Raw genomic sequence first — 24,463 nt, 5'->3', positions numbered from 1 at the left:
GAGAGTAATCTGATGCATACAGCCGTAGCCTACCTCATCTTTGCCAGCTTTGTGCTGGGACCCACCCTGATCTGAGGCGCCAGCCCGTCAGATCAGCGCCATCCTCTCGGCCCGTTCGGGGTCCGGGAAGGGGCGGTAGAGGCCGATGTCAGCCTTGGCGATCAGTGCCGTGACATGCGTGTAGAGCTTTTCGACCTCCTCGTCGTGTTCGCCGAGGACGCGGAAAGCCTGATCCAGCTGAGTCATGTCCCTGAATTCGATTTCCAGCAGGAAGTCGCGGCAGGTGTCGCTGGCCATGTCCAGCTTGCGCCGCAGCAGGCGCCAGCCCTGGACCACGCCGCGTTCATGCAGATAGCCCATCCATTGATCGACCGCGCTGGCAAAGGTCAGCGCCTTGGCCTCGTGATGCAGATCGATGGAGCAGTGGTACAAGTTCATTGGGGTATTCCCTTCATGAGAAATCAGAACTTGCAGTAAGATTACCTAACATCCGTTAGGGGGCCGTTAACAAAGCGAACGCCGCCCCGGCAACGGGACGGCGTTCAATGTTTCTAATGGGATGGGGCTTATTCCTCGCCGCCGTCCTCGTCCTCGCCGTTCTCGGCAATCCAGGCGACGGAGACCACTTCCTCTCCCTTGCCGGTGTTGAACACCCGCACGCCGCCGGCCGAGCGCGAGCGGAAGGAGATGCCGTCAACCGGCACCCGGATCGACTGGCCCTTGGAGGTCGCCAGCATGATCTGGTCGTCCAGCTCAACCGGGAAGGAGGCCACGATCTCACCGCCGCGCATCGCCTTGTCCATCGCGGTGACACCCATGCCGCCGCGGCCGCGCACCGGATAATCGTGCGAGGACGACAGCTTGCCCGAACCGCCAGTGGTGATGGTCAGGATCAGGTTCTCGGCTGCCGACATCTCCGCATAGAGCTCGGTGGAGAAGTTCGGATCCTCGGGCGCATCCTCGTCCGAGGTCTCAGAATCGTCGGTCAGACCGGCCATTGCCCGGCGCATCTTGAGGTAGGCGGTGCGCTGCTCCGGCGTGTACTTGGAGTGGCGGATTACCGACATCGAGACGACGCTGTCCTCGCCGGTCAGCTTGATGCCGCGGACACCGGTGGATTCGCGCGAGTTGAACACCCGCACATCGGTGGAGCGGAAGCGGATGGCGCGGCCGGAGTTGGTGAACAGCATCACGTCGTCGTCTTCGGAACAGATGCGCACGTTCACCAGTTTGACGGAGCCGTCCTCCGGCAGTTTCATCGCGATCTTGCCGTTGCGGCGGACGTTGGTGAAGTCCGACAGACGGTTGCGGCGCACGTCGCCACCGGAGGTCGCAAAGACCACCTGCAGGTTCTCCCATTCCTCGTCGGGCACATCGACCGGCATGATGGCGGCGATGGAAACGCCTGTGGGGATCGGCAGAATATTGACGATTGCCTTGCCCTTGGAGGTGCGGCCGCCCTGCGGCAGGCGCCAGGTCTTGAGCTTGTAGACCATGCCGTCGGTGGTGAAGAACAACAGCTGCGTATGGGTGTTGGCCACGAAGAGGGTGGTGATCACATCCTCTTCCTTGGTCTGCATGCCCGAAACGCCCTTGCCGCCGCGCTTCTGGGCGCGGAAGTCGGCCAGCGGCGTGCGCTTGATGTAGCCGCCGGAGGTCACGGTCACCACCATGTCCTCGCGCTCGATCAGATCCTCGTCCTCCATGTCGCCGGACCAGTCGACGATCTCGGTGCGGCGCGGCACGGCGAAGTTGTCGCGCACTTCGCGCAGCTCGTCGCCGATGATGCCCATGATGCGCTCGCGCGAGGACAGAATCTCAAGGTATTCCTTGATCTTGCGGGCCAGTTCTTCCAGCTCGTCGGTGACCTCTTTCACGCCGATCTGGGTCAGGCGCTGCAGGCGGAGCTCCAGAATGGCGCGGGCCTGCGTCTCAGAGAGGTTATAGGTCCCGTCGTCGTTCATGGTGTGGGTCGGATCGTCGATCAGGCGGATGTAATCCGCGATGTCGGCAGCCGGCCAGCGGCGGGTCATCAGCTTTTCACGCGCCTCAGCCGCGTCGGCAGATGAGCGGATGGTGGCGACAATTTCGTCGACGTTGGAGACAGCAACGGCCAGACCGCACAGGATGTGGCTGCGCTCGCGGGCCTTGCGCAGCTCGTAAGCGGTGCGGCGGGCGACCACGTCCTCGCGGAAGTCGATGAAGGAGGTCAGGAACTTGCGCAGTGTCAGCTGCTCCGGACGGCCGCCGTTCAGCGCCAGCATGTTGCAGCCAAAGGAGGTCTGCATCGGGGTGAAGCGGAACAGCTGGTTCAGCACCACCTCGGGCGTGGCGTCGCGTTTCAGCTCGACCACCACCCGCACGCCGTTGCGGTCGGATTCGTCCTGCACGTGGGCGACGCCCTCGATCCGCTTTTCGCGGACCTGCTCGGCGATCTTCTCGATCATCGCGGCCTTGTTCACCTGATAGGGAATCTCATCCACGACAATGGCATAGCGGTCCTTGCGGATCTCCTCGACGCGGGTTTTCGAGCGGATGATCACGCTGCCGCGGCCCTCGAGATAGGCCTTGCGGGCGCCGGAGCGGCCCAGCATCACGCCGCCGGTCGGGAAGTCGGGGCCGGGGATGTAGTCGATCAGCTGCTCGCTGGTCAGGTCCGGGTCCTCGATCAGCGCCAGCGTCGCATCGATGACTTCGCCCAGGTTGTGCGGCGGGATGTTGGTGGCCATGCCGACCGCAATACCGCCGGCGCCGTTGACCAGCATGTTCGGGAAACGGGCCGGGAGCACGGTCGGCTCGCGGTCCTTGCCGTCGTAGTTGTCCTGGAAATCGACGGTCTCTTTCTCGATATCCGCCAGGATCGCCGCGGCGGGCTTGTCCATGCGGACCTCGGTGTAGCGCATGGCCGCCGGGTTGTCGCCGTCCATCGAGCCGAAGTTGCCCTGGCCGTCCAGAAGCGGCAGCGACATCGAGAAGTCCTGCGCCATCCGCACCAGCGCGTCATAAATCGCGGAGTCGCCGTGGGGGTGGTATTTACCCATCACGTCGCCCACGGGACGCGCAGACTTGCGGTAGGCCTTGTCATGGGTGTTGCCGGATTCGTGCATCGCATAGAGAATGCGGCGGTGAACCGGTTTCAGACCGTCCCGCAGGTCCGGAATTGCACGGCTGACGATGACCGACATCGCATAGTCGAGATACGAGTTGCGCATCTCGGTTTCGATGGAAACGGTCGGCCCGTCATAGGCCGGGCGTTCCGGCAGGTTTTCGTCCATGTTTTCAGGAGTTTCCGGCGTATCGCTCACGTTGGCTGCCCGCTCTTTCTTCTGGGTCTATATATTGTGTTCGCACCCTATCAGAGACCGTATATGGGGCGCAAGCACACAGCCCCCAAATGCCGGAAACCAGCCGTTCACGCATCGGTAACGCACTGTTTTTGAGGAAATTAACCAATTGCACCCTAGCATCAAGAGGAGGGGGTAAGAATTGGAGGCTAGAGATGGAGATCAGCGAAACCGAGCTGATGCTCAGGGGATACGGGCTGACTACGGCAGAATTCACCTATCACATGCCGGATCATATCCATGTTTTGAATACGTTCGTCTGGCAGCAGTACGATCTGGCGCCGGACCATCCGCGGCTGTTCGAGTTCATTGAATTCTGGCAGCGCGAGATCGAGGGGCCGCTGCATTCGGTGCGGTTCAATCACCGCAAGATGATCGGCCCGGGCGAGTGGCGCAACGTGGTCGGGGAATTCCAGATCCACTGAGCGGGATCAGCGCCAGGCATAGACCGCGCAGCCGGTGGAGCCGCTGGCGGTGAAGCTGCGCCCGTCCTCGGCCAGGCGGCCGCGCCAGGTGACGGTGATGCCTGGAAAATAATCCGTGCCGCTGAGCTGCTGGCCGTTCAGGTAAACCTCGGTATTGGCATTCTGGCCTAGTGAATCGTTGAGCCGCCCGTGGTATTTGTTGCCGCCTGCATGGGTATAGTGGACGTTCCCAGTGACCTTCAGGACCAGGGCGCAGGTTGCCTTGTACTTCCAGGCGCCCGCTAGAGAAACAGGTGCCGCTTCCGCTGAGGCCGCCGGAGCCGGGGCGGAGACGGGTTTGGGCGCAGTCTTGCAGACTTTTCCGGATTTTTGGCGCAGTTCCTCCAGCGCGTGGGCGGTTCCCAGATCATCGGCGCCGAGGGTGCTGTCCGCCGCCGCAAGGTAAGCCGCAAAAGCGCTGCGGGTGCGTGGCCCGGCAATCCCGTCGGGGCGGCCAGCCTGGCAGCCGATATCGTTCAGCGCTGCCTGTGTTTCGCGCATGACCTGCCTTGAGTCCGGAATGACCGGAACATCAGGGGCTTCCGGCGCTTGCTGGGCAGGCGCCTCCGGCTCAGCTTGGGGCGTTGCCAGGCCTTGCCTCAGCTGCAGCGCCACCGTGTAGGTGTATTCATCCTCCCGCCCGGAGTAGCGTTCCAGAAAGCTGTCGAGGGCCTGAGGGGGTCCGATGGAGCGGGCAATCTCGAAGTCTGACTGCATTGCGGCGGCGGCTGGTTTTGCAGGCGCTGCCGGCACGGCGGCTTGGGTGAAATAGAACTCGCCCAGCATTTCATCATAATATGCAGGCACTTGGCTGTGCTGCACAGTCAGGGCCAGATCACGCACCTCGCGCCGCAGTCCGGCAACCAGCGTGCGCAGCTCCAGCCCCGGTTCGGACAGCAGCGGCAGCAGCGCGCGGGTGAAGACGGAGTTCTCTGCGGTGTCGTCCTCGTTCAGCCGGTCCAGTGCCAACTGGCCTGCGCCGGCGGAGAAAATCACGAAGGTGCCCTGCGGGGCAGCGATCCGTCCAAGGCCGCGGGTGGTGCCGATGCTGCGGCCTTCGACCAGCTTGAACGGGTTGTTGCGGCAGGCGTCGATGATCACCACGGCGGAACGCGCGCCTGTTTTGCGGACACGGTCCAGAAGATCCGACAAAGCGATCGACTCGGACTTCACAAAATCGCTGCCGCCGGCACTGGGGGCGGCGATGTCGGTGGGCAGCAGGTAGTTCTCGCCGTCGATTTCCACCCCATGCCCGGCAAAGAAGACAAAAGCCGCGTCGCCGGGTTCCAGCCGGGCGGTGAATTCGGAGATTTTCCGGTTCAGGCCGCGGCGGTCCTGATCAAGCGCTGTGGTGACGGTGAAGCCCAGCTCATTCAGTTTTGTGCCAATGGATTGCGCATCCGCGCGGGCCTTGGCCAGAACGGGGACGTCGGAATAGCTGTTGTTGCCGATGACCAGCGCCATCCGGTTCTGCGCGGCGGCGGAGAGGGGAAGGAGGCAGAGAAGCAAAGCAAACAGAAAACGCATTGGACAACACCGGACAGAGAATATGTTCCATGGTGCCATTCTGCCGGGATCACGTCAAAGCCGCTTTGCTTCCGGGTTAACGCTTATGCCGAACAGCTGGCGCCGCCCAGAACGCAGAATTTGGCGCAATGGGGGTGGTTCAGCTGCACCGGGCGCTCCGCGTCGGCCAGGGTTGCGCCCATCTCGAACTCGGCCGCATAGGGCAGCAGGGTGCAGGCCAGAACGGCGGGGATGTCTGCGCCTTTGCGTTTCACAACCATGCGGGAGGACGCGCACATCACGCTGTCCGGGGATTTGTTCAGGATGCCCCAGCAAGCGGTTGTGATTTCAGGTACTTCCACACTTTCGTCTATCTCCGGGAACAGCACGGTCTGGCCCGGATTCTCCGCGTCGACGGCGAAGCCGTGCCTTTCGAATAGTGCGGCATAGCCCGCGCGGGCCTCGGCTTCGCTTTCGCCCCAGACGGTGCGGCCTGCGACGGCCATGCGGAAGCCGTTGTCGCGCAGCCATTCCATCCCTTCGATGGTCTTCGCAAAGCTGCCTTCGCCCCGCTCCTTGTCGTGCAGAGCAGCGCTGTGGTGGTCGACCGAGATCCGCAGTGTCAGCTTGTCCCCGAAGTCTTCGCGCAGGGCCAGCAGACCCGCCTTGACCGTCTTGCGCATCATCGGGCGCATGGCGTTGGTCAGGATCAGCACCTCAAACCCCCGCTCCAGCGCGGCGCGGGCCATAGGGATCATCTCCGGGTTCATGAAGGGCTCGCCGCCGGTGAAGCCGATTTCCCGGACCGGCCAGTTGCGCTCTGCAATCTGGTCCAGGTAGTCCTTCACTTCACCTTCGCTCAGATAGACCAGCGCGTCATTGGTGGGGGAACTCAGAATGTAGCAATTGCTGCATTCAATATTGCACAGGGTGCCGGTATTGAACCAAAGGGTCTCCGGACGGCTGAGCGGCACCGAGGCGCGCTGCTGACCGTCTGCCGTCACAAAGGCGTCTTGAAACTTGCCAAGGTTCGCGGCAGATTTTTGCAGGTCTTTCATGCAGATGTCCTTTGGGGCAGTGCCTTTCGCCGGAAGCTACCTTATACTGGGCAGGAAATGAAAGCAGCCGGGCGGGCACATGACAGGGATGTGAGCGGCAGTGTGCCGCGCCTGCACCGGCGAAGACAGGAAGAACAAGAATGGTTTCGCGTGTGATACCGGTCGACCCGTTTGACCTGGTGATTTTCGGCGGCACGGGCGATCTGGCGCAGCGCAAGATTCTGCCTGCGCTGTTCCGCCGTCATTGCGCCGGCCAGCTGACCGGGGAAGAGCTGATCATCGGCGCCGCGCGCACCAGCCTTACCAGCGACGATTACCGCACTGTCGTGGCGGAGGCCCTGCGCGCGCATGCGGGACCCAAGGCCTGTGGCGGCGGTGCGCTGGAGGCGTTTCTGGAGCGGGTGAGCTATGTTGCGCTGGATGCCCTGGGCGAGGATGGCTGGCCGGAGCTGAGCCGCCAGCTGCGTCCCGCGGAGGATATTCCGATCCGCATGTTCTACCTTTCAGTCGGTCCCGGCCTGTTCGGGCCGCTGGCAGAGCGCCTGCACCGGCACGGGCTGGCCAATGCGGATGCGCGGATCGTGGTGGAAAAACCCTTTGGCCGCGATCTGGCGTCCGCGCGGGAGCTGAACCGGACCCTGGCCAGCCATTTTGACGAAGGCCAGATCTACCGCATCGATCATTACCTGGGCAAGGAGACAGTGCAGAACCTGATGGCGGTCCGGTTCGGCAACATGCTGTTCGAGCCGCTGTGGAACAGCCAGTATGTCGATCACATCCAGATCACCGTGGCAGAAACCGTCGGTGTGGAGGGGCGCGAGGAGTATTACGAGCGCGCCGGTGCGATGCGCGACATGATGCAGAACCACCTGATGCAGCTGCTGTGCCTGATTGCGATGGAGCCGCCGGCCAAGTTCGACCCGGATGCGGTGCGCGACGAGAAGCTGAAGGTGATCCGGGCGCTGGACCCGGTGGAGCCGCATCACATCGTGCGCGGCCAGTACCAGGCCAACCTGGACCCGGACGCGCCGCATCCGTCCTACCGCGGACTGGTCGGCAACCCGCGCAGCACCACTGAAAGCTATGTGGCGCTGAAGGCGCATATCAGCAACTGGCGGTGGGCGGGTACGCCGTTCTACCTGCGCACCGGCAAGCGGCTGGTGAACCGGTCCTCGGTGATCAACGTGATGTTCAAGGACGCGCCGCATTCGATTTTCGGGGCCGAGGCCGGGCGCCATGCCAACCACCTGAAGATCCGCCTGCAACCCAATGAGGGCATTACCCTCAGCGTGACCATCAAGGAGCCGGGACAGGGCGGGATGCGGCTGATCGACGTACCCTTGGACATGAGCTTTGCCGAGGCGCTGGGGCCGGAAGGAGGCGATCCGCCGGACGCATACGAACGGCTGATCATGGATGTTGTGCGCGGCAACCAGACGTTGTTTATGAGGGGCGATGAGGTGGAGGCCGCCTGGGCCTGGACCGATCCTTTGATTGAGGGGTGGAAATCCCGCGGCGATGTGCCTAAACCCTATGTTAGCGGTACCGCCGGTCCGGAGGATGCCGATTTGCTGATGCGCCGCGACGGGCGGGAATGGAGGGGGATCAACCCATGAAATTCAATGAGTACCCTGATCAGGACATGCTGGCGATAGAAGTCGCGAACGAGATCGCCGGGGATCTGAAGACCAACCTGCTGCATCAGGAAACGGTGTCGTTTGCGGTCGCGGGCGGGACAACGCCGGGGCTGGTTTTCGATGACCTGTGCGCCGCTGATATCGAATGGGACCGGGTGCATGTCATGGCGACGGATGAGCGCTGGGTGCCGCAGGAGCATGCCCGCTCCAACGCAGCGATGATCCGCAGCCGGCTGTTGCAGAACCGGGCGGCTGCCGCGCAGTTCCTGCCGTTTCATGTGCCGGAGCGGGAGCCTGAGGAGGTGCTCGCTGAGTTGGAAAGCCTGGTGGTTCCGGAACTGCCGCTGTCGGTGCTGCTGCTGGGCATGGGGGAAGACATGCACACGGCCTCGCTGTTCCCCGGCGCGGACGGGATCGAGGCGGCGCTGGCGCCGGATGCGCCGCCGCTGGCGGTGATGCGGCCGGACAGCCAGCCCGAAGCGCGGATCAGCCTGACGGCGCGGGTGTTGGACGCTGCGATTGCCAAGCATCTGGTGATATTCGGCGATGCCAAGCGCAAGGCGCTGGAAAAAGCGATGTCGCTGCCGCCTGAAGACGCCCCGGTACAGGCCGTTCTGTCCGAAGTGTCTGTCCATTGGGCACCTTGAATTCTGGAAAGGTAGACATGTTCACTGCATTGAAGACGCTGCATTCCGAAATTTGCAGCGATGACATTGTTGATCTGTTTGAGAATGACCCGGACCGCGCTGAAGATTTCAGCGTGCGGTTCGAAACGCTTCTGTTTGATTATTCCAAGACCCGGATCACGGCCGGGGTGCGCGCGGCGCTGACTGATCTGTGCGAGGCGCGGGATGCGGCCGGCAAGCGGGCGGCGATGTTCCAGGGCAAGCCCATTAATGAAACTGAGCAGCGCGCGGTGCTGCACACAGCCCTGCGCGACCCGGACGGGCCGGAACTGCTGGTCGATGGCGAGGACATTCGCGCACCGCTGCGCAAGACACTGGAACGGATGGAGAAATTGGCCGCCCGTGTCCGTACCGGCGCGATGCAGGGGCCGGGCGGCCCCTTTACCGATGTGGTCAACATCGGCATTGGCGGGTCCGACCTGGGTCCGGTGATGGCGACGCTGGCGCTGGCGCCTTACCACGACGGCCCGCGCTGCCATTTTGTCTCCAACGTGGATGGCGCCCACATTCATGACATCCTGCAACGGATTGATCCCAAGACAACTTTGGTGATTGTGGCCTCCAAGACCTTCACCACGGTCGAGACCATGACCAACGCCGAGACCGCGCGGCGCTGGGTTGAGGACGGCGGCGGTGATCCGGCCCGGCAGTTCCTGGCGCTGTCCACCTCGGAGAAAGAGACCGCGGCATTCGGAATTCCGCGAAAGCACGTGTTCGGCTTTGAGGATTGGGTCGGCGGCCGCTATTCGGTCTGGGGGCCGATCGGGCTCAGCGTGATGCTGGCCGTGGGGCCCGAGAACTTCCGTGCTTTCCTGGCGGGCGGCAAGTCGATGGATGAGCATTTCCGCAGCGCGCCCTGGCAGCAGAACATGCCGGCGATGCTGGCGCTGACCGGCATCTGGCACAATCAGATTTGCGGCTATCCGACCCGCGCGGTGCTGCCCTATGACCAGCGCCTGCGGCGGCTGCCAGCCTATCTGCAGCAGCTGGAGATGGAGTCGAACGGCAAGTCGGTGGCTATGGACGGATCGCCTTTGCCGTATCCGTCCGGCCCGGTGGTCTGGGGCGAGCCCGGGACCAATGGCCAGCATGCGTTCTATCAGCTGCTTCATCAGGGAACATCGGTCATTCCGGCCGAGTTTCTGGTGGCGGCCAAGGGTCATGAGCCTGAGCTGGCGCATCATCACAGGCTGCTGGTGGCCAATTGCCTGGCCCAGTCCGAGGCGCTGATGCGCGGCCGCAGCCTGGAGGAAGCCTGCGCGCTGATGCGGGCCAAGGGCTATGAAGGGGCGGAACTTGAGCGGCAGGCGCGGCACCGTGTGTTTTCCGGCAACCGGCCCTCCACAACGCTCATCTACCCGAAGCTTACTCCCTACGTGCTGGGGCACATCATTGCTCTGTATGAACACCGGGTGTTTGTCGAGGGCGTGATCCTGGGCATCAATTCCTTCGATCAATGGGGCGTAGAGCTTGGCAAGGAGCTGGCGAACACGCTGGGGCCGCTGCTGTCCGGGGAGAAAAACGCTGCGGGCAAGGACGGCTCCACCCGCGCCTTGGTGGAGTTCGTTCGTGTAGCCAAGGATTGACGGAGCCGGAAGAAGCGGCGGGGCGTGACCGCCCCGCGGCACGCATCAGGGCAGTGTTACGCTGCTGGTGATGGTATTGACGAATTTTCCGGTTTCCGGATCGGTCAGGGAGGAGAAGGTTCCGCCCCCCTCGGCACCCGACCAGGGGCCTGTTCCGCCGGACAGTTTCCAGCTGCCGGTCAGGGCGCCGGAGGCATCCATGCCTTCGGCGTGCCAATGCAGCACCACCCTCTCTCCCGCTTTGTCGGTGAAGGCGCAGATACCGCCGCCGTTCACCCCGCCGGGCGCGGCCTCAACGGCGCCAAAACACGGCCCCGCGGCGCCGTTCATCGGGTGCTCCGCGTCTTCCATCTCAACGTTCTCGTAGGAGCTGCTGGTTTGAATCACCATGTGGCCGTCGGCGATTTCCGTGGCTGAATTGCTTGCGACGCCGGTTCCGGTGCCGCCCTGTTCCCAGGTTGTGCCTGCAGTCGCGGTTCCGGCGCTGAAAGCGCATAGGATTGCGGCGGCAAAATAGTGACGTGTCATACTGGTACCCTCCCAAACTGGCAGCCCTTAAGATGCGGGCCTGCCGGGTCAGTCTACCACAAACAGGGGGCCGGTGCGCGGCCTCAGCGTTCAGGCGGCGAGGGCATGAAAGTGCGCAGCAAGTGCTTGAAAGTATGGGAAGTTGGAGCGGGTAGCGGGAATCGAACCCGCGCCTTAAGCTTGGGAAGCTCGCATGATACCATTTCACCATACCCGCTTGTGAGGGCAGGATTATGCCGCGGCGGCGCCAAGGTCAAGGGCGCCGCCGCGAAATTCTTGCCGTTCCCGGATCAGCCGCGGCGGCGGCGGCGGCGGCCGCCGCCAGCGCCTTCGCCGTCACCGCCGCCGGTGTTGAAGTTCACCTGCGGCAGCGTCACCACGGTTTCCAGGATCGGGAAGGGCTCAGCCGAGTTCGGAATCGCCGAGGCATTGACGAAATGCTCCTGGAAGCGGGGCTCCACGGCGGTTTCGATCTTCTCGATCCGGCGGACGGTTTCCTCGATCTCGCCGCGCGCCTCGGTATTCAGGAGCGCAATGCGGGCGCCGGTGCCTGCGGCGTTGCCGGCAGAGGTAACTTTGTCCAGCACGCAGTCGGGGATCATGCCCAGCACCATCGCGTGTTTGGCCGAGATATGCGCGCCGAAGGCGCCGGCCAGCACCACGCGGTCCACCTTGTCTACGCCGAACTTGTCCATGAGCAGGCGGGCGCCGGAGTAGAGCGCGGCCTTGGCCATCTGGATGGCACGGATGTCCGGGTTGGTGACGGTGATGGTCGGGCCGCCCTCGGCGGAGCCGTCCCACAGCAAATAGGCGTTGGTGCGCCCGTCTGCGATGCAGCGCGCGGAGCCGGTTTGCTCGGCGGATCCAATCAGGCCCGAAGCGTCCAGCACGCCTGCCAGTCGCATTTCAGCAATCGCCTCGATGATGCCGGAGCCGCAGATGCCGGTGATGCCGGTGGTGGCGATGGATTCGGAAAATCCGTCCTCGTCCGACCAGACGTCGGAACCGATCACCCGGAAGCGCGGTTCCTTGGTTTCCGGGTTGATCTCGACACGTTCGATGGCGCCTGGCGCGGCGCGCTGGCCGCTGGAGATCTGGGCCCCCTCGAACGCTGGTCCGGTGGGGGAGGAGCAGGCCAGCACCTTCTCTTTGTTGCCCAGCAGGATCTCAGCGTTGGTGCCAACGTCGACAACCAGCACCAGGTCTTCGGACTTGTCAGGGGCTTCCGACAACGCCACTGCGGCGGCATCGGCGCCGACGTGGCCGGCGATGCAGGGCAGCAGGTAGACGCGGGCAGCCGGGTGGATGTTCAGGTCCAGTTCCACCGCGCGCAGCGCCAGCGCGTTGGAGGTCGCCAGCGCAAACGGGGCCTGGCCCAGTTCAAACGGGTCGATGCCCAGGAACAGGTGGTGCATCACCGGGTTGCAGACAAAGACCGCATCCACGATCAGCGCCTTGTCGATCTCCGCCTCAGCCGCGATCTGGGTGAACAGCGCGTTCATGCCTTCGCGCACCGCGCGGGTCATCTCCTGGTCGCCGCCCTTGTTCATCATCGAATAGGACACCCGGCTCATCAGGTCTTCGCCAAACCGGATCTGCGGGTTCATGATGCCGGAGGAGGCAACAACTTCGCCGGTTTGCAGATCGCAAAGATGCGCAGCAATGGTGGTGGAGCCGAGGTCGACCGCAAGGCCGTAGACCGAGCCTTCATAATAGCCGGGCCAGATGTGCATGATCTTGGGCGGGTGGTTCGCATCGCCCAAGTGCACGGCGGCAGTGACTTTCCAGCCGCCCTTGCGCAGCGCAGGCTGCAGCATATGCAGGATATGCAGGTCGGTCTTGACGCCCTTCAGGTTCCACTGCTGGTCCAGCGCTTCGATCAGCCGCTCCATGTCGCCGGTGGGCTTGTGCATGTCGGGCTCTTCCACCTCGACATAGAACAGCCGAGTGGAGGGGTTCATGGTGATGTCGCGGGCCTCGGCGCGCTTGCGCACCACCTGGCGGTGGACCTGGCTTTCCGGCGGCACGTCGATCACGATGTCGCCCTGCACGGTGGCCTGGCAGCCCAGGCGGCGGCCGTCGATCAGACCGCGCTTGTCCTTGTAGCGCTGCTCAACCTTGTTCCACTCGCTCAGCGCACCCTCGGCCACGGTCACGCCGTGTTTGGGGAATTCGCCGTAAGAGGGCGTGATCTGGCACTTGGAGCAGATGCCGCGGCCGCCGCAGACCGAGTCGAGGTCGACCCCGAGCTGCCGGGCGGCGGTCAGGATCGGCGTGCCAACGGGGAAACGCCCGCGCTTGCCGGAGGGGGTAAACACAACGAGGGGTTCGTCAGTCATGCCTGTGGCCTTCTCATTCCGCAATTTAGGCGGAGCATATGGGCTTTTGCGGCAAGCGAAAGGCAATGGGCGGCATTTTCCCGTCTGCCGGCGCCATTTTCTGAAATTTGATGACTTTGGAATGCTGTTTTTTACCGCGCCTGCAGTCAGTGGGCGGCCTGCGCCTCAACTTCCTCAAGCCACGCCAGAATCTCCGCCCGGTTGCCGTCGAGCTGCGGGGCAGGGCGGCGGGTGTCCGGGTCAGGCAGGCCGCTCATCTTGATCGGGTTGCCGGCGGACAGGTTTTCCGGGCGGCCGTCCTTGTCCAGCACATCGACCACCATGTTGCGGGCCAGGATCTGCGGGTCGCGCAGCACCTGATCCACGGTCTGGATCGGGCCGGTGGGAACGCCGGCCTCGCTCAGCAAGGCGATCCAGTGGGCCTTTGGCTGATCCAGTGTCACCGCTTCGATCAGCCGCTTCAATAGGCGCGCGTTTTCGCAGCGTGCCGGGTTGGTGGCAAAGCGCGGGTCCGCGGCCAGCGGCAGCTGCAGGGCATCGCAGAGCCGGGCAAACAGCGCGTCGTTGCCGGCTGCAATCACGAACAGCCCATCCGAAGCATGGAAGGTCTCAAACGGGGTGATCGACGGGTGCCGCGCGCCGGAGGGCTGCGGCGCTTCGCCGGTAACAGACGTGATGGCGATGGCGTGTTCGAGAAGGGCCAGCTGGCTGTCCAGCATGGCAACGTCGATGAAGCGCCCCTGGCCGGTTTTCTGCACCTCCAGAAGCGCGGCGAGAATGCCGTGGCCAAGGAACATGCCCGCAACGATGTCGCCGATGGAGGCGCCGACCCGCACCGGTTCGCGGTTCTTTTCGCCGGTGATCGACATGACGCCGCCGCGCGCCTGAACCACCATGTCATAGGCCGGTTTCAGGGCGTCGGGGCCGGTGTGGCCAAAGCCCGAGACCGCGCCGTAGATCAGCCGCGGGAACCGGGCATGGAGGTCTTCCCAGCCGTAGCCAAGCCGCTGCATCACGCCGGGCCGGTAGTTTTCCAATAGCACGTCTGCCTGGCCCAGCAGCCGTTCGAAGATTTCACGGTCCTGCGGCGCCTTCAGATCCAGCGCAATGCTTTGCTTGCCGTGGTTGATGGTGGCGAAATAGGCGCTGCTGCCGTTCTTGAAGGGCGGGAAGGCGCGGGTGTCGTCGCCGGTCCCGGGCCGTTCCACCTTGATCACCCTGGCGCCGAGGTCTGACAGGATCATCGAGCAGTAGGGGCCTGCCAGAACATGGGTCAGGTCCAGAATGGTGATGTTTTCCAAGGGGCCGGGCATGGCAAAATCCTGAATCATTTCTGCAGCTTTACTGATAGCCGGGACGGCGCCGCGCGCATTGACCCAGATCAGCCGCCCGCCAAAGAATTGCTGCGCTGCAGGAATTCTTGCCCCGGGCCTCTTTCCACCCGCAAGGTTCTGTGCCATAGGGTCACCGCCAAACGGGGTTATGCATGAGGACGACCAATGCAGATTCGTGAGGCTCTCACCTTTGATGATGTTCTACTGGTGCCAGGCGCGTCGAGCGTTCTGCCCAACACCGCGGATACGCGCACACGGGTGACCAAGTCGATCGCCCTCAATATCCCGCTGCTGAGCTCGGCGATGGATACGGTGACCGAGTCGCGGATGGCGATCGCGATGGCGCAGGCCGGCGGCATGGGTGTGATCCACAAGAACCTGAATGTCGAAGAGCAGGCCCGCGAAGTGCGCCGGGTCAAGCGGTTCGTCTCCGGCATCGTGTACAACCCCATCACCCTGACCCCGGACCAGACCCTGGCGGACGCCCAGGCGCTGCAGGAACGCTACCGCGTCACCGGCTTCCCGGTGGTTGATGGCTCTGGCCGCGTGGTTGGCATCGTCACCAACCGCGACATGCGTTTTGCCACCGATGCCAGCACCCCGGTTTCGGTGATGATGACCTCGGACAATCTGGCGATGCTGCAGGAGCCTGCCGATCTGGAAGAGGCCAAGTCGCTGATGAAGGCGCGCCGGATCGAGAAGCTGCTGGTTTCTGACAAGAACGGCAAGCTGACCGGCCTGCTGACTCTCAAGGACACCGAACAGGCGGTTCTGAATCCCACCGCCTGCAAGGACGAGCTGGGGCGCCTGCGCGTTGCGGCTGCCAGCTCGGTGGGCGACAGCGGCTTTGAGCGCTCCGAAGCGCTGATCGATGCGGGTGTGGACATCGTGGTGGTGGACACTGCGCACGGCCATTCCGCAGGCGTGATCGACGCGGTGAAACGGGTCAAGGCGCTGTCCAGCAAAGTGCAGGTGATTGCCGGCAACGTGGCAACCGCCGAAGCCACGCTGGCGCTGATCGACGCCGGCGCGGATGCGGTCAAGGTTGGCATCGGCCCGGGCTCGATCTGCACCACCCGGATGGTGGCGGGCGTAGGCGTGCCGCAGCTGACCGCGATCATGGATTGTGCCGGCGCTGCAGGCGACATTCCGGTGATTGCCGATGGCGGCATCAAGTTCTCCGGCGATTTCGCCAAGGCGATCGCGGCAGGCGCATCCTGCGCCATGGTCGGCTCGATGATTGCCGGCACCGACGAAAGCCCGGGCGAGGTGATCCTCTATCAGGGCCGCTCCTTCAAATCCTACCGCGGCATGGGCTCCATGGGCGCGATGGCGCGCGGCTCTGCCGACCGCTACTTCCAGAAAGATGCCGCCAGCGACAAGCTGGTGCCGGAAGGAATCGAGGGCCAGGTGCCCTACAAGGGCGGTGCCTCTGCGGTGATCCACCAGCTGGTGGGCGGCCTGCGCGCGGCGATGGGCTATACCGGCTGTGCGACCGTCGATGAGATGCGCAAGAACTGCAACTTTGTCCGCATCACCGGCGCCGGGCTGAAGGAAAGCCACGTCCACGACGTGCAGATCACCCGCGAAGCGCCGAACTACCGGGTGGGCTGAGACCATGATGGCCGCTTGTGACACCGGGGCAGGGGCATGACCCCCGCCGCCCGCCTGCAGGCGGCCATCGAAATCCTGGATCAGGTGCTGGCGGGGGAACCCGCGGAAAAGGCGCTGACCTCCTGGGGGCGCCGCAGCCGCTTTGCCGGGTCCAAGGACCGCGCGGCAGTACGCGACCATGTGTTCGACGCGGTGCGCTGCCTGCGCTCGCACGCTGCGCTTGGCGGCAGCCGCAGCGGCCGCGGCCTGATTCTGGGTGCGCTGCGCGAGGCGGGGCAGGACCTCGGTGAGGTCTTTACAGGCCAAGGCCATGCGCCTGCGCCGCTGACGGATGCTGAACGGGTGCCGCCGCCCGCGCCCTCAGGACCGGAAGCCCTGGATATTCCCGATTGGCTTTGGCCGGAGTTCAGCGCCAGCCTTGGAGACCAGGCTGAGGCTGCGGCGCTGGCCCTGCGCAGCCGGGCGCCGGTGCATCTGCGGGTGAACACCGCGCGGATAACTGTTGAAAGGGCACAGGAAGCACTGGCCGCCGAGGGCATTGCCGCCCGTCCGCATCCGGCTGCGTCCACCGCGCTGGAGGTGACAGACGGCGCGCGGAAGCTGCGCAATGCGCGGGCCTATCAGGACGGTCTGGTGGAGCTTCAGGACGCGGCAAGCCAGGCGGTGACGGAGCGGCTGCCGCTGCAGGACGGCATGACGGTTCTGGATTATTGCGCAGGCGGCGGCGGCAAGACGCTTGCCATGGCGGCCCGGGCCAAGATCCAATGTTTTGCCCATGACGCCGATCCCAAGCGGATGAAGGACTTGCCGGAACGTGCGGCGCGGGCAGGGGCGGATGCCACACTGCTATCCACGCCGGATCTGGCCCGTAAGGGGCCGTTCGATCTGGTTCTGTGCGATGTGCCTTGTTCCGGGTCCGGCTCCTGGCGGCGCGCGCCGGAAGGTAAATGGCGCCTTACACCTGATGGGCTGGCCGATTTGCAACGGATTCAGGCGGAAATTCTGCGCAAGGCCGCGGCGCTGACCGCTGCTGATGGCGTGCTGGCCTATGCAACCTGCTCAATGCTCGATGGCGAGAACAGCGGGCAGGTTCAACGGTTTATCAGCGAGAACCCGGACTGGACGCTGGCCGAGCAGAGGGGCTGGCAGGTGCAGGATGGCACCGATGGGTTCTTTGTTGCCGTGTTGACGCGCGCAAATACCCGTTGATAGGGTTTCCGCCGAAAGACCTTTGTTTCTTAACGTGGTTTTAACCTAAACCGCCGCGTTATGGCGGCAATCAGTACAGACCATGGAGCCGTAATGTCCGGTCGCCAAGACACTTCCGTCCCGGAACTGCGCGTTTATGCACCCGAACACACCAAGCTTGCGGCAACCCTGCTGCTGTCGCTGGCGCTGATGTCCGGCCCGTGGCTGCTGCCGCTGCCGGACTGGATGGGCCGCGGCTTCATACTGGTGGGGCTGACGCTGACCGCGGTTGCGGTGCTGATGGTGGTGCAGGCCCGGATGCGTCTGAATGCGCGCGCGATGGCCGCCGATCTGCTGACCGGTTTTATCGAAAAAGACGCGACGCCCAGCTTTGTCACCGATGATGACGGCATGATCCACGCCTGCAACGGCGCCGCTGTGAAGCGTTTCCAGGATGCCAGCCGCGACACTCTGGCAAGCACGCTGCGGTCCATTCTGGCCAATCCGTCGGCGGTGCTCTACCGGCTGCAAAGCCGTGCCCGGGTGGACGGAGCAGCGCGCGAGGACATCGTAACCCGCCGCGGCCATGTGCGGCTGGCGGTGCATCAGATGAGCGGCGGCAGCTTCCTGTGGCGGGTGGAGGATATCCTGGACCGAGGCGGCAATGGCCGGGGCGCGGATGCGCTGCCGGTTCCGATGATCACCGTGGGCCGCACCGGTGCCGTCCTGTTCATGAACGAGGCCGCCCGCAGCCTGATCGGCGAGCGGGTGAAGTCCACCGACAGGCTGTTCCCGGCGCTGCCGGTGGTGCCCGGGCAGATCAACACGCTCAGCACCAAGAAGGGGCCGGTGCAGGTCCTGGTCAGCGAGAAGAACCGCACCCAGGGCCGCAGCGAGCTGTTCCTGATGGAGGTGGATGAGGCAGGCTTTGCATCATCCCAGGCCGGGTTCGAAGCGTTGCCGGTGCCGTTCCTCAAGGTCGCCCCGACCGGGGAGATCCTGAGCAGCAACCGCATGGCCCTGCGTTTGCTCGGGGTCAAAAGCTGCGCCAGCCTGAAGCTCGGCCAGCTGATGGAGGGCCTTGGCCGGCCGATGTCGGACTGGCTGCGCGACACCGCGGACGGGCTGGCGCCGAACAAATCCGAATTCCTGCGGCTGTCGAGGGCTGACAAGGAGGTCTTTGTCCAGGTTACCCTGACACGCGTTGTCGAAGAAGGCACGCCGGTGCTGATCGCGGTGCTGAACGATGCGACAGAGCTTAAGACATTGGAAGCGCAGTTCGTGCAAAGCCAGAAGATGCAGGCAATCGGCCAGCTGGCAGGCGGTGTCGCGCATGACTTCAACAACCTGCTGACAGCGATTTCGGGCCATTGCGACCTGCTGCTCCTGCGCCATGACCAGGGTGATCAGGATTATGGCGATCTGATCCAGATCCATGAAAACGCCAACCGGGCGGCGTCCCTCGTGAGCCAGCTGCTGGCGTTTTCCCGCAAGCAGACCCTGCAGCCGGAAACCCTGGATGTGCGGGACACGCTGTCGGACCTGACCCATCTGCTGAACCGCCTGGTTGGCGAAAAGGTCACCCTGACCCTCAGCCACGATCCGGTGATGAAGTCGATCCGCGCCGACAAGCGGCAGCTGGAGCAGGTGCTGATGAACCTGGTGGTGAACGCGCGCGATGCGATGCCGCAGGGCGGTGAGATCCGGGTCGAGACCGAGGTTATCTCGCTCGACAAGCCGTTGGAGCGGAACCGCGCGACGGTGCCTGCAGGCGACTGGGTGACCGTGAAGGTTTCGGATGAGGGTGTCGGCATTGCGCCGGACAAGCTGCAGAAGGTGTTCGAACCCTTTTACACCACCAAGCGCACAGGCGAGGGGACCGGTCTGGGCCTGTCCACCGCCTATGGCATCATCAAGCAGACCGGCGGCTATATCTTTGTCGATTCCGTTCAGGGGCATGGCACCCAGTTCACCCTGTTCTTCCCGGTTCACAAGCAGCAGGCGGATCAGCTTGCCGCTGAAAAGCCGGCAGAGGCCGTGGAAAAGGCGGTCGCCGCACAGCATGGCGAAGGCGTCGTGCTGCTGGTTGAGGACGAGGCGCCGGTGCGCGCCTTTGCCTCCCGCGCGCTCAGGATGCGCGGCTATACCGTGCTGGAGGCCGAATCCGCCGAAGATGCGCTGCGCACGCTGGAGGATCCGGGGCTGACGGTGGACGTCTTCGTGACCGACGTGGTGATGCCGGGCATGGACGGGCCCAGCTGGGTGCGTGAAGCGCTGAAGGAGCGCCCGGACACCCGCGTGGTCTTTGTCTCCGGATATGCCGAAGGCGCCTTTGGCGAGGCTGACCCGGATGTGCCGAACTCGGTGTTCCTGCCGAAACCGTTCTCGCTCAACCAGCTGACCGAGACGGTGCATGCGCAGCTGCACTAGCACCAGCTGAGGCCGTTGAAAAAGAAAGCCGCCGGGACCCGGCGGCTTTTTTGGTTCAGCGAATAGGAATCGAGTTGTAGAGCTCGAATTCTGCCGCGCGCTTGCGACGTACATGGGCCTCCGCCCCGGGGCTCAGCGACAGATCCGCCTGGGGGCTGACGTTCTTGAGCTCCAGGCGGATCTCTGTCTCAAGGCGCCGTTCCAGGAATTGCTTCAGCGCCTGCTGATCCTCATAGCGGAACAGATGGCTCACCTTGCAGCCATTGGGCTGCGCTTCCAGGAATTTTGCCTGGCTGCCGACATTGGCGAAGGCGGGCGGTTTGCCCTTGCAATAGGCGTGCAGGAAATCGTCGAAGCTGACGTCCTTGGTGGAGTTGGGCTTGCCGTCCAGTGCGGGACGCTGACGGTACCGGTACCAGCTGCCCAGCCAGCTGATGGGTTCGCGCATCACGGCTGCGACCTCCAATTCCGTGCCGCACACCTTTTCAAACATCGGCCGGATCCAGCGGTTGTAGCGGTAGAGCGGCGCGTGCTTCAGTTCCGGAGGATCGGAAATCACCAGATCGGCGCGGTTGCGCAAGGCTGCCTGAAACGCGGTGGTGCCGGTTTTGGGAACGGAGAGAAGCGCCAGCCGTTCCTTGAAAAATATCATCATTCCGTTAACTGCCCGGTAAAAAATCTTGCTGCCGATTAACCATAAACCAATCTTTAACACCCAGGTCCCGAAGTGGGTACACCAGAATTTTGTTGCAATGTTCTCTTTTTGATCTCATAAGGAACAAGAGGTGAACAAAGCAGTGATTGCCGCGCGCCCCGGTGTGTGACACATAGAAAAGGACAAGGGACTATGGCGGATCTTTTGACCATGAAAAATAAAGTAAGCGGTGACAAGCAAAAGGCGCTGGACAGCGCGCTTGCCCAGATTGAGCGGCAGTTCGGCAAGGGCTCGATCATGAAGCTCGGCGATGGCAATGCCATGCAGGAGATCGAGGCGAGCTCGACCGGCTCTCTGGGCCTGGACATCGCGCTGGGGATCGGCGGCCTGCCGATGGGGCGGATCATCGAAATCTACGGCCCGGAAAGTTCGGGCAAGACCACGCTGACCCTGCACTGCATTGCGGAACAGCAGAAGAAGGGCGGCGTCTGCGCCTTTGTCGACGCGGAACATGCGCTGGACCCGCAGTATGCGGCCAAGCTGGGTGTCGACCTGGATGAGCTGCTGATCTCGCAGCCCGACACCGGCGAACAGGCGCTGGAAATCACCGACACGCTGGTGCGCTCCGGCGCGGTCAACATGGTGATCGTCGACTCGGTGGCGGCACTGACCCCGAAGTCGGAGCTTGAGGGCGACATGGGCGACAGCAACGTCGGTGTGCAGGCCCGCCTGATGAGCCAGGCAATGCGCAAGCTGACAGGTTCCATCAGCCGGTCCAAATGCATGGTGATCTTCATCAACCAGATCCGCATGAAGATCGGCGTGATGTTCGGCTCCCCCGAAACCACCACCGGCGGCAACGCGCTGAAATTCTACTCCTCCGTCCGGCTGGACATCCGCCGCATCGGCTCGATCAAGGACCGGGACGAAGTGGTCGGCAACGCGACCCGCGTCAAGGTGGTGAAGAACAAGGTGGCGCCGCCGTTCAAGCAGGTGGAATTCGACATCATGTACGGCGAAGGCATCTCCAAGATGGGCGAACTGCTGGACCTGGGCGTGGCGGCCGGTGTCGTCAACAAGTCCGGCGCCTGGTTCTCCTACGGGGATGAGCGGATCGGGCAGGGGCGGGAGAATGCCAAGACCTTCCTGAAGGAAAACCCGGCCATCGCCTTTGACATCGAGGACAAGATCCGCGCGTCGCACGGGCTCGAGTTCGAGCGCCCGGATCTGGACGATGCGGATGACATCCTTGAGGCCTAAGCGCCGGAAAATCTGATCAAAACCTGATTATGCGGGGGCGCAGCGCTGGCTGCGCCCTTTTTCGTGGGGCCGCGCCGCTTCCCGCTGTGGACAGCGCGCAGGCAGGGGGGTAAACCTGCCCGGAACGCTTGTTTTAAGCCCGCAAGAGATCCCGCACATGCCGACGCTCAACGATATCCGCTCAACCTTTCTGAACTACTTTGCCAAACAGGGGCATGAAGTCGTCGATTCCAGCCCGCTGGTGCCGCGCAACGACCCGACCCTGATGTTCACCAACTCCGGGATGGTTCAGTTCAAGAACTGCTTCACCGGGGTGGAAACCCGCGACTACAAGCGCGCGACCACCTCGCAGAAATGCGTCCGCGCCGGCGGCAAGCACAACGACCTCGACAACGTCGGCTACACCGCGCGCCACCACACTTTCTTCGAGATGCTCGGCAACTTCTCCTTTGGTGACTACTTCAAGGAAGAGGCGATCCCCTTTGCCTGGGAGCTGATCACCAAGGAATTCGACATTCCGAAGGACCGGCTGTACACCACGGTCTATCACACCGATGACGAAGCCTTTGACATCTGGAAGAAGATGGGCGTGTCGGAGGAGCGGATTATCCGCATCGCGACCTCTGACAACTTCTGGCAGATGGGCGACACCGGCCCCTGCGGCCCTTGCACCGAGATCTTCTATGACCACGGCGACCACATCTGGGGCGGCCCTCCGGGCTCGCCGGAAGAAGACGGTGACCGGTTCATCGAAATCTGGAACCTCGTTTTCATGCAGAACGAGAAGTTCGCGGACGGCACCATGGTTGACCTGGACATGCAGTCCATCGACACCGGCATGGGGCTGGAGCGGATTGCGGCGCTGCTGCAGGGCACCCACGACAACTATGAAACCGACCTGTTCAAGTCGCTGATCGAAGCCTCGGCGAATGCCACGAACACCGATCCGTTCGGCGACCAGAACGTGCATCACCGGGTGATCGCCGACCACCTGCGCTCCTGCTCCTTCCTGATTGCCGAAGGCGTGCTGCCCTCGAACGAAGGCCGCGGCTACGTGCTGCGCCGGATCATGCGCCGCGCGATGCGCCACGCCTCCCTGCTGGGTGCCACCGATCCGGTGATGCACAAGTTGGTGCCGTCGCTGGTCCAGAAAATGGGCGCGGCCTATCCGGAGCTCGGCCAGGGCCAGGCATTGATCGAAGAAACCTTCGAACAGGAAGAAACCCGCTTCCTCAAGACCCTGGACCGCGGCCTGAAGCTGCTGGACGAAGCCTCTTCCGATTTGGGCAAGGGCGACGTGCTGCCGGGTGAAACCGCGTTCAAGCTGTATGACACCTACGGCTTCCCGCTCGACCTGACCCAGGACGCCCTGCGCGCCAAGGAGATCGAGGTCGACACTGACGGTTTCGATGCTGCGATGAAAGAGCAGAAAGAAAAGTCCCGCGCGGGCGGTATCGGGCTGGGCGAAGCGGCGGATGTGAAGGTCTACTTCGACATCGTGGACGCTGCCGGCACCACTGATTTCCTGGGCTATGAGACCGAAAAGGCTGAGGGCCAGATCGTAGCCATCGTCAAGGACGGTGCACAGCTGCAGTCCGCAGCCAAAGGCGACACGGTGCAGGTCATCCTGAACCAGACGCCGTTCTACGGCGAAAGCGGCGGCCAGGTTGGCGACACCGGTGTGCTGACTGTTGAGGGCGGCGCGGCCCGCATCACCGACACCAAGAAGGTGGAGGGCCTGTTCCTGCACATCGCTGAAGTGACCGAGGGCGAGATCGCCGTTGGCAAGGGCGCGGCGATGGAAGTGGATCACGCACGCCGCAGCAAAATCCGCGCCAACCACTCGGCCACCCACCTGCTGCACGAGGCGCTGCGCAACGCGCTGGGGGAGCATGTGGCGCAGAAGGGCTCGCTCAATGCTGCGGACCGCCTGCGTTTCGACTTCAGCCACAACAAGGCGATGAGCGCGGATGAACTGGTCAGCGTCGGTGCCGAGGTGAATGATTTCATCCGGCAGAACACGCCGGTCTCCACCCGGATCATGACCCCGGATGACGCGCGCGAGCTGGGTGCCCAGGCGCTGTTTGGTGAGAAATACGGCGAAGAGGTCCGCGTTGTCTCCATGGGCCGCGCACCGACCGGCAAGGGCCACGACGGCGATACCTACTCGATCGAGCTGTGCGGCGGCACGCATGTGAAGCAGACCGGCGACATCGGCACCTTCGTCATCCTGGGCGACAGCGCGTCCTCTGCCGGCGTGCGCCGGATCGAGGCGCTGACCGGTGCGGCGGCGGTTGAGCATCTGGAGCGTGAAGCAGGCCGCATGGCTGAGGTCGCAGCGGCGTTGAAAGCGCAGCCTGCGGATGTCCTGGACCGCCTCAAGGCGATGATGGACGAGCGCAAGGCGCTGCAGAACGAGATTTCCAACCTCAAGCAGCAGGTCGCCATGGGCGGCGGTTCCGGCGGCGGCGCCGAGGCCAAGGACGTCAATGGCACCAAGTTCCTTGCCCAGGCGCTGCAGGGCGTGTCCGGCAAGGACCTGCGCGGGTTGATCGACAAGCACAAGCAGAACATCGGCTCCGGTGTGATCCTGCTGATCGCCGAGGAAGACGGCAAGGTGGCCGTGGCGGCCGGTGTCACCGACGATCTGACCGGCGACATCTCAGCTGTCGATGTGCTCAAGGCCGCGGTTCCGGCCGTGGGCGGCAAGGGCGGCGGCGGTCGTCCGGACATGGCCCAGGGCGGCGGCAAGGACTTCTCCGGCGCCGAGGAGGCCATCAAGGCCGCGGAGGCACTGCTGGCTGGCTGACCATTTGGTCAAAAAACACTTGGTC

The 24,463-nt window shown here is 63.7% G+C and carries 17 protein-coding genes and 1 tRNA gene; 9 read left to right on the top strand and 9 right to left on the bottom strand.

Annotated features, from left to right (window positions below; all coding sequences use genetic code 11):
- Nucleotides 1–87 precede the first annotated feature (87 nt).
- Both LHL23_RS01055 and gyrA read right to left on the bottom strand, forming a co-directional pair.
- Nucleotides 88–438 (bottom strand): DUF6614 family protein, encoded by a 351-nt coding sequence (locus tag LHL23_RS01055; RefSeq protein WP_222475622.1) that lies wholly within the window; start codon nt 436–438, stop codon nt 88–90.
- Nucleotides 439–566: 128 nt separating this feature from the next.
- Nucleotides 567–3,275 (bottom strand): DNA gyrase subunit A, encoded by a 2,709-nt coding sequence (gyrA, locus tag LHL23_RS01050; RefSeq protein WP_226428796.1) that lies wholly within the window; start codon nt 3,273–3,275, stop codon nt 567–569.
- 224 nt (nt 3,276–3,499) lie between these two features.
- Between gyrA and LHL23_RS01045 the strand changes: the two genes are divergently transcribed.
- Nucleotides 3,500–3,769: an usg protein gene (locus LHL23_RS01045; RefSeq protein ID WP_222475626.1), complete on the top strand. Its 270-nt coding sequence runs from the start codon at nt 3,500–3,502 to the stop codon at nt 3,767–3,769.
- A gap of 6 nt (nt 3,770–3,775) precedes the next feature.
- Here the strand turns inward: LHL23_RS01045 and LHL23_RS01040 are convergent, their stop codons facing one another.
- Together LHL23_RS01040 and LHL23_RS01035 are read right to left on the bottom strand one after the other, a co-directional pair.
- Nucleotides 3,776–5,335 (bottom strand): caspase family protein, encoded by a 1,560-nt coding sequence (locus LHL23_RS01040; RefSeq protein ID WP_226428478.1) that lies wholly within the window; start codon nt 5,333–5,335, stop codon nt 3,776–3,778.
- Nucleotides 5,336–5,418: 83 nt separating this feature from the next.
- Nucleotides 5,419–6,372 carry a radical SAM protein gene (locus tag LHL23_RS01035; protein ID WP_226428477.1) on the bottom strand — a complete coding sequence of 318 codons (954 nt, stop codon included), beginning with the start codon at nt 6,370–6,372 and terminating at the stop codon, nt 5,419–5,421.
- A 140-nt stretch (nt 6,373–6,512) separates the two neighbouring features.
- Here LHL23_RS01035 and zwf point away from each other — a divergent pair, with 140 nt between their 5' ends.
- Genes zwf through pgi form a run of 3 tightly spaced genes read left to right on the top strand, consistent with a single transcriptional unit; the run spans nt 6,513 to nt 10,281 of the window.
- Nucleotides 6,513–7,988 carry a glucose-6-phosphate dehydrogenase gene (gene zwf, locus LHL23_RS01030; RefSeq protein ID WP_226428476.1) on the top strand — a complete coding sequence of 492 codons (1,476 nt, stop codon included), beginning with the start codon at nt 6,513–6,515 and terminating at the stop codon, nt 7,986–7,988.
- Nucleotides 7,985–8,656, top strand: coding sequence for a 6-phosphogluconolactonase (pgl, locus tag LHL23_RS01025; RefSeq protein WP_226428475.1), 672 nt, complete (start codon nt 7,985–7,987; stop codon nt 8,654–8,656). Before zwf ends, pgl begins: the two co-directional genes overlap by 4 nt.
- A 17-nt stretch (nt 8,657–8,673) precedes the next feature.
- Entirely contained in the window at nt 8,674–10,281 is a 1,608-nt protein-coding gene (gene pgi, locus LHL23_RS01020) for a glucose-6-phosphate isomerase (protein WP_226428474.1), read from the top strand.
- A gap of 45 nt (nt 10,282–10,326) precedes the next feature.
- Here the strand turns inward: pgi and LHL23_RS01015 are convergent, their stop codons facing one another.
- The 4 genes from LHL23_RS01015 to LHL23_RS01000 all read right to left on the bottom strand — a co-directional run bounded on the left by LHL23_RS01015 (nt 10,327) and on the right by LHL23_RS01000 (nt 14,461).
- Entirely contained in the window at nt 10,327–10,809 is a 483-nt protein-coding gene (locus tag LHL23_RS01015; RefSeq protein ID WP_222475638.1) for a hypothetical protein, read from the bottom strand.
- Between the two features lie 143 nt (nt 10,810–10,952).
- Nucleotides 10,953–11,026, bottom strand: a tRNA-Gly gene (locus LHL23_RS01010).
- 73 nt (nt 11,027–11,099) lie between these two features.
- Nucleotides 11,100–13,148: an ASKHA domain-containing protein gene (locus LHL23_RS01005; protein WP_226428473.1), complete on the bottom strand. Its 2,049-nt coding sequence runs from the start codon at nt 13,146–13,148 to the stop codon at nt 11,100–11,102.
- 146 nt (nt 13,149–13,294) lie between these two features.
- Entirely contained in the window at nt 13,295–14,461 is a 1,167-nt protein-coding gene (locus LHL23_RS01000; RefSeq protein ID WP_226428472.1) for a CaiB/BaiF CoA transferase family protein, read from the bottom strand.
- A gap of 186 nt (nt 14,462–14,647) precedes the next feature.
- Here LHL23_RS01000 and guaB point away from each other — a divergent pair, with 186 nt between their 5' ends.
- The 3 genes from guaB to LHL23_RS00985 all read left to right on the top strand — a co-directional run bounded on the left by guaB (nt 14,648) and on the right by LHL23_RS00985 (nt 19,714).
- On the top strand, nt 14,648–16,096 hold the full coding sequence (gene guaB, locus LHL23_RS00995; protein WP_222475641.1) for an IMP dehydrogenase: 1,449 nt from the start codon (nt 14,648–14,650) through the stop codon (nt 16,094–16,096).
- 36 nt (nt 16,097–16,132) lie between these two features.
- The gene (locus LHL23_RS00990; protein WP_226428471.1) at nt 16,133–17,305 is read left to right on the top strand and encodes an RsmB/NOP family class I SAM-dependent RNA methyltransferase; all 1,173 of its coding nucleotides are present in this window, start codon (nt 16,133–16,135) and stop codon (nt 17,303–17,305) included.
- 93 nt (nt 17,306–17,398) lie between these two features.
- Complete coding sequence (locus LHL23_RS00985; protein WP_226428470.1) at nt 17,399–19,714, top strand: hybrid sensor histidine kinase/response regulator; 2,316 nt, start codon at nt 17,399–17,401, stop codon at nt 19,712–19,714.
- A 55-nt stretch (nt 19,715–19,769) separates the two neighbouring features.
- On the opposite strand, the gene LHL23_RS00980 is transcribed toward LHL23_RS00985, so the two are convergent.
- Nucleotides 19,770–20,369 carry a gamma-glutamyl kinase gene (locus LHL23_RS00980; RefSeq protein WP_226428469.1) on the bottom strand — a complete coding sequence of 200 codons (600 nt, stop codon included), beginning with the start codon at nt 20,367–20,369 and terminating at the stop codon, nt 19,770–19,772.
- Nucleotides 20,370–20,561: 192 nt separating this feature from the next.
- Here LHL23_RS00980 and recA point away from each other — a divergent pair, with 192 nt between their 5' ends.
- Both recA and alaS read left to right on the top strand, forming a co-directional pair.
- A complete protein-coding gene (gene recA / locus LHL23_RS00975; RefSeq protein ID WP_222475646.1) occupies nt 20,562–21,629 on the top strand; it encodes a recombinase RecA in 1,068 nt (355 codons plus the stop codon).
- Between the two features lie 157 nt (nt 21,630–21,786).
- Nucleotides 21,787–24,438 carry an alanine--tRNA ligase gene (alaS, locus tag LHL23_RS00970; protein ID WP_226428468.1) on the top strand — a complete coding sequence of 884 codons (2,652 nt, stop codon included), beginning with the start codon at nt 21,787–21,789 and terminating at the stop codon, nt 24,436–24,438.
- Nucleotides 24,439–24,463 lie beyond the last annotated feature (25 nt).

It is taken from the genome of Leisingera sp. McT4-56 (assembly GCF_020514995.1).
Classification (GTDB): domain Bacteria; phylum Pseudomonadota; class Alphaproteobacteria; order Rhodobacterales; family Rhodobacteraceae; genus Leisingera; species Leisingera aquaemixtae_A.
This window is presented reverse-complemented; position numbering and strand designations above follow the sequence as displayed.

Bases quoted from the DNA above. Each gene is read 5' to 3' on its own strand.
- zwf (WP_226428476.1), top strand. From the start codon at position 6,513: ATGGTTTCGCGTGTGATACCGGTCGACCCGTTTGACCTGGTGATTTTC.
- LHL23_RS01045 (WP_222475626.1), top strand. From the start codon at position 3,500: ATGGAGATCAGCGAAACCGAGCTGATGCTCAGGGGATACGGGCTGACT.
- guaB (WP_222475641.1), top strand. From the start codon at position 14,648: ATGCAGATTCGTGAGGCTCTCACCTTTGATGATGTTCTACTGGTGCCA.
- LHL23_RS01015 (WP_222475638.1), bottom strand. From the start codon at position 10,809: ATGACACGTCACTATTTTGCCGCCGCAATCCTATGCGCTTTCAGCGCC.
- LHL23_RS00980 (WP_226428469.1), bottom strand. From the start codon at position 20,369: ATGATGATATTTTTCAAGGAACGGCTGGCGCTTCTCTCCGTTCCCAAA.
- LHL23_RS01005 (WP_226428473.1), bottom strand. From the start codon at position 13,148: ATGACTGACGAACCCCTCGTTGTGTTTACCCCCTCCGGCAAGCGCGGG.
- gyrA (WP_226428796.1), bottom strand. From the start codon at position 3,275: ATGGACGAAAACCTGCCGGAACGCCCGGCCTATGACGGGCCGACCGTT.
- LHL23_RS01055 (WP_222475622.1), bottom strand. From the start codon at position 438: ATGAACTTGTACCACTGCTCCATCGATCTGCATCACGAGGCCAAGGCG.
- pgi (WP_226428474.1), top strand. From the start codon at position 8,674: ATGTTCACTGCATTGAAGACGCTGCATTCCGAAATTTGCAGCGATGAC.
- LHL23_RS01035 (WP_226428477.1), bottom strand. From the start codon at position 6,372: ATGAAAGACCTGCAAAAATCTGCCGCGAACCTTGGCAAGTTTCAAGAC.
- LHL23_RS01000 (WP_226428472.1), bottom strand. From the start codon at position 14,461: ATGCCCGGCCCCTTGGAAAACATCACCATTCTGGACCTGACCCATGTT.
- LHL23_RS00985 (WP_226428470.1), top strand. From the start codon at position 17,399: ATGTCCGGTCGCCAAGACACTTCCGTCCCGGAACTGCGCGTTTATGCA.
- LHL23_RS00990 (WP_226428471.1), top strand. From the start codon at position 16,133: ATGACCCCCGCCGCCCGCCTGCAGGCGGCCATCGAAATCCTGGATCAG.
- alaS (WP_226428468.1), top strand. From the start codon at position 21,787: ATGCCGACGCTCAACGATATCCGCTCAACCTTTCTGAACTACTTTGCC.
- LHL23_RS01040 (WP_226428478.1), bottom strand. From the start codon at position 5,335: ATGCGTTTTCTGTTTGCTTTGCTTCTCTGCCTCCTTCCCCTCTCCGCC.
- recA (WP_222475646.1), top strand. From the start codon at position 20,562: ATGGCGGATCTTTTGACCATGAAAAATAAAGTAAGCGGTGACAAGCAA.
- pgl (WP_226428475.1), top strand. From the start codon at position 7,985: ATGAAATTCAATGAGTACCCTGATCAGGACATGCTGGCGATAGAAGTC.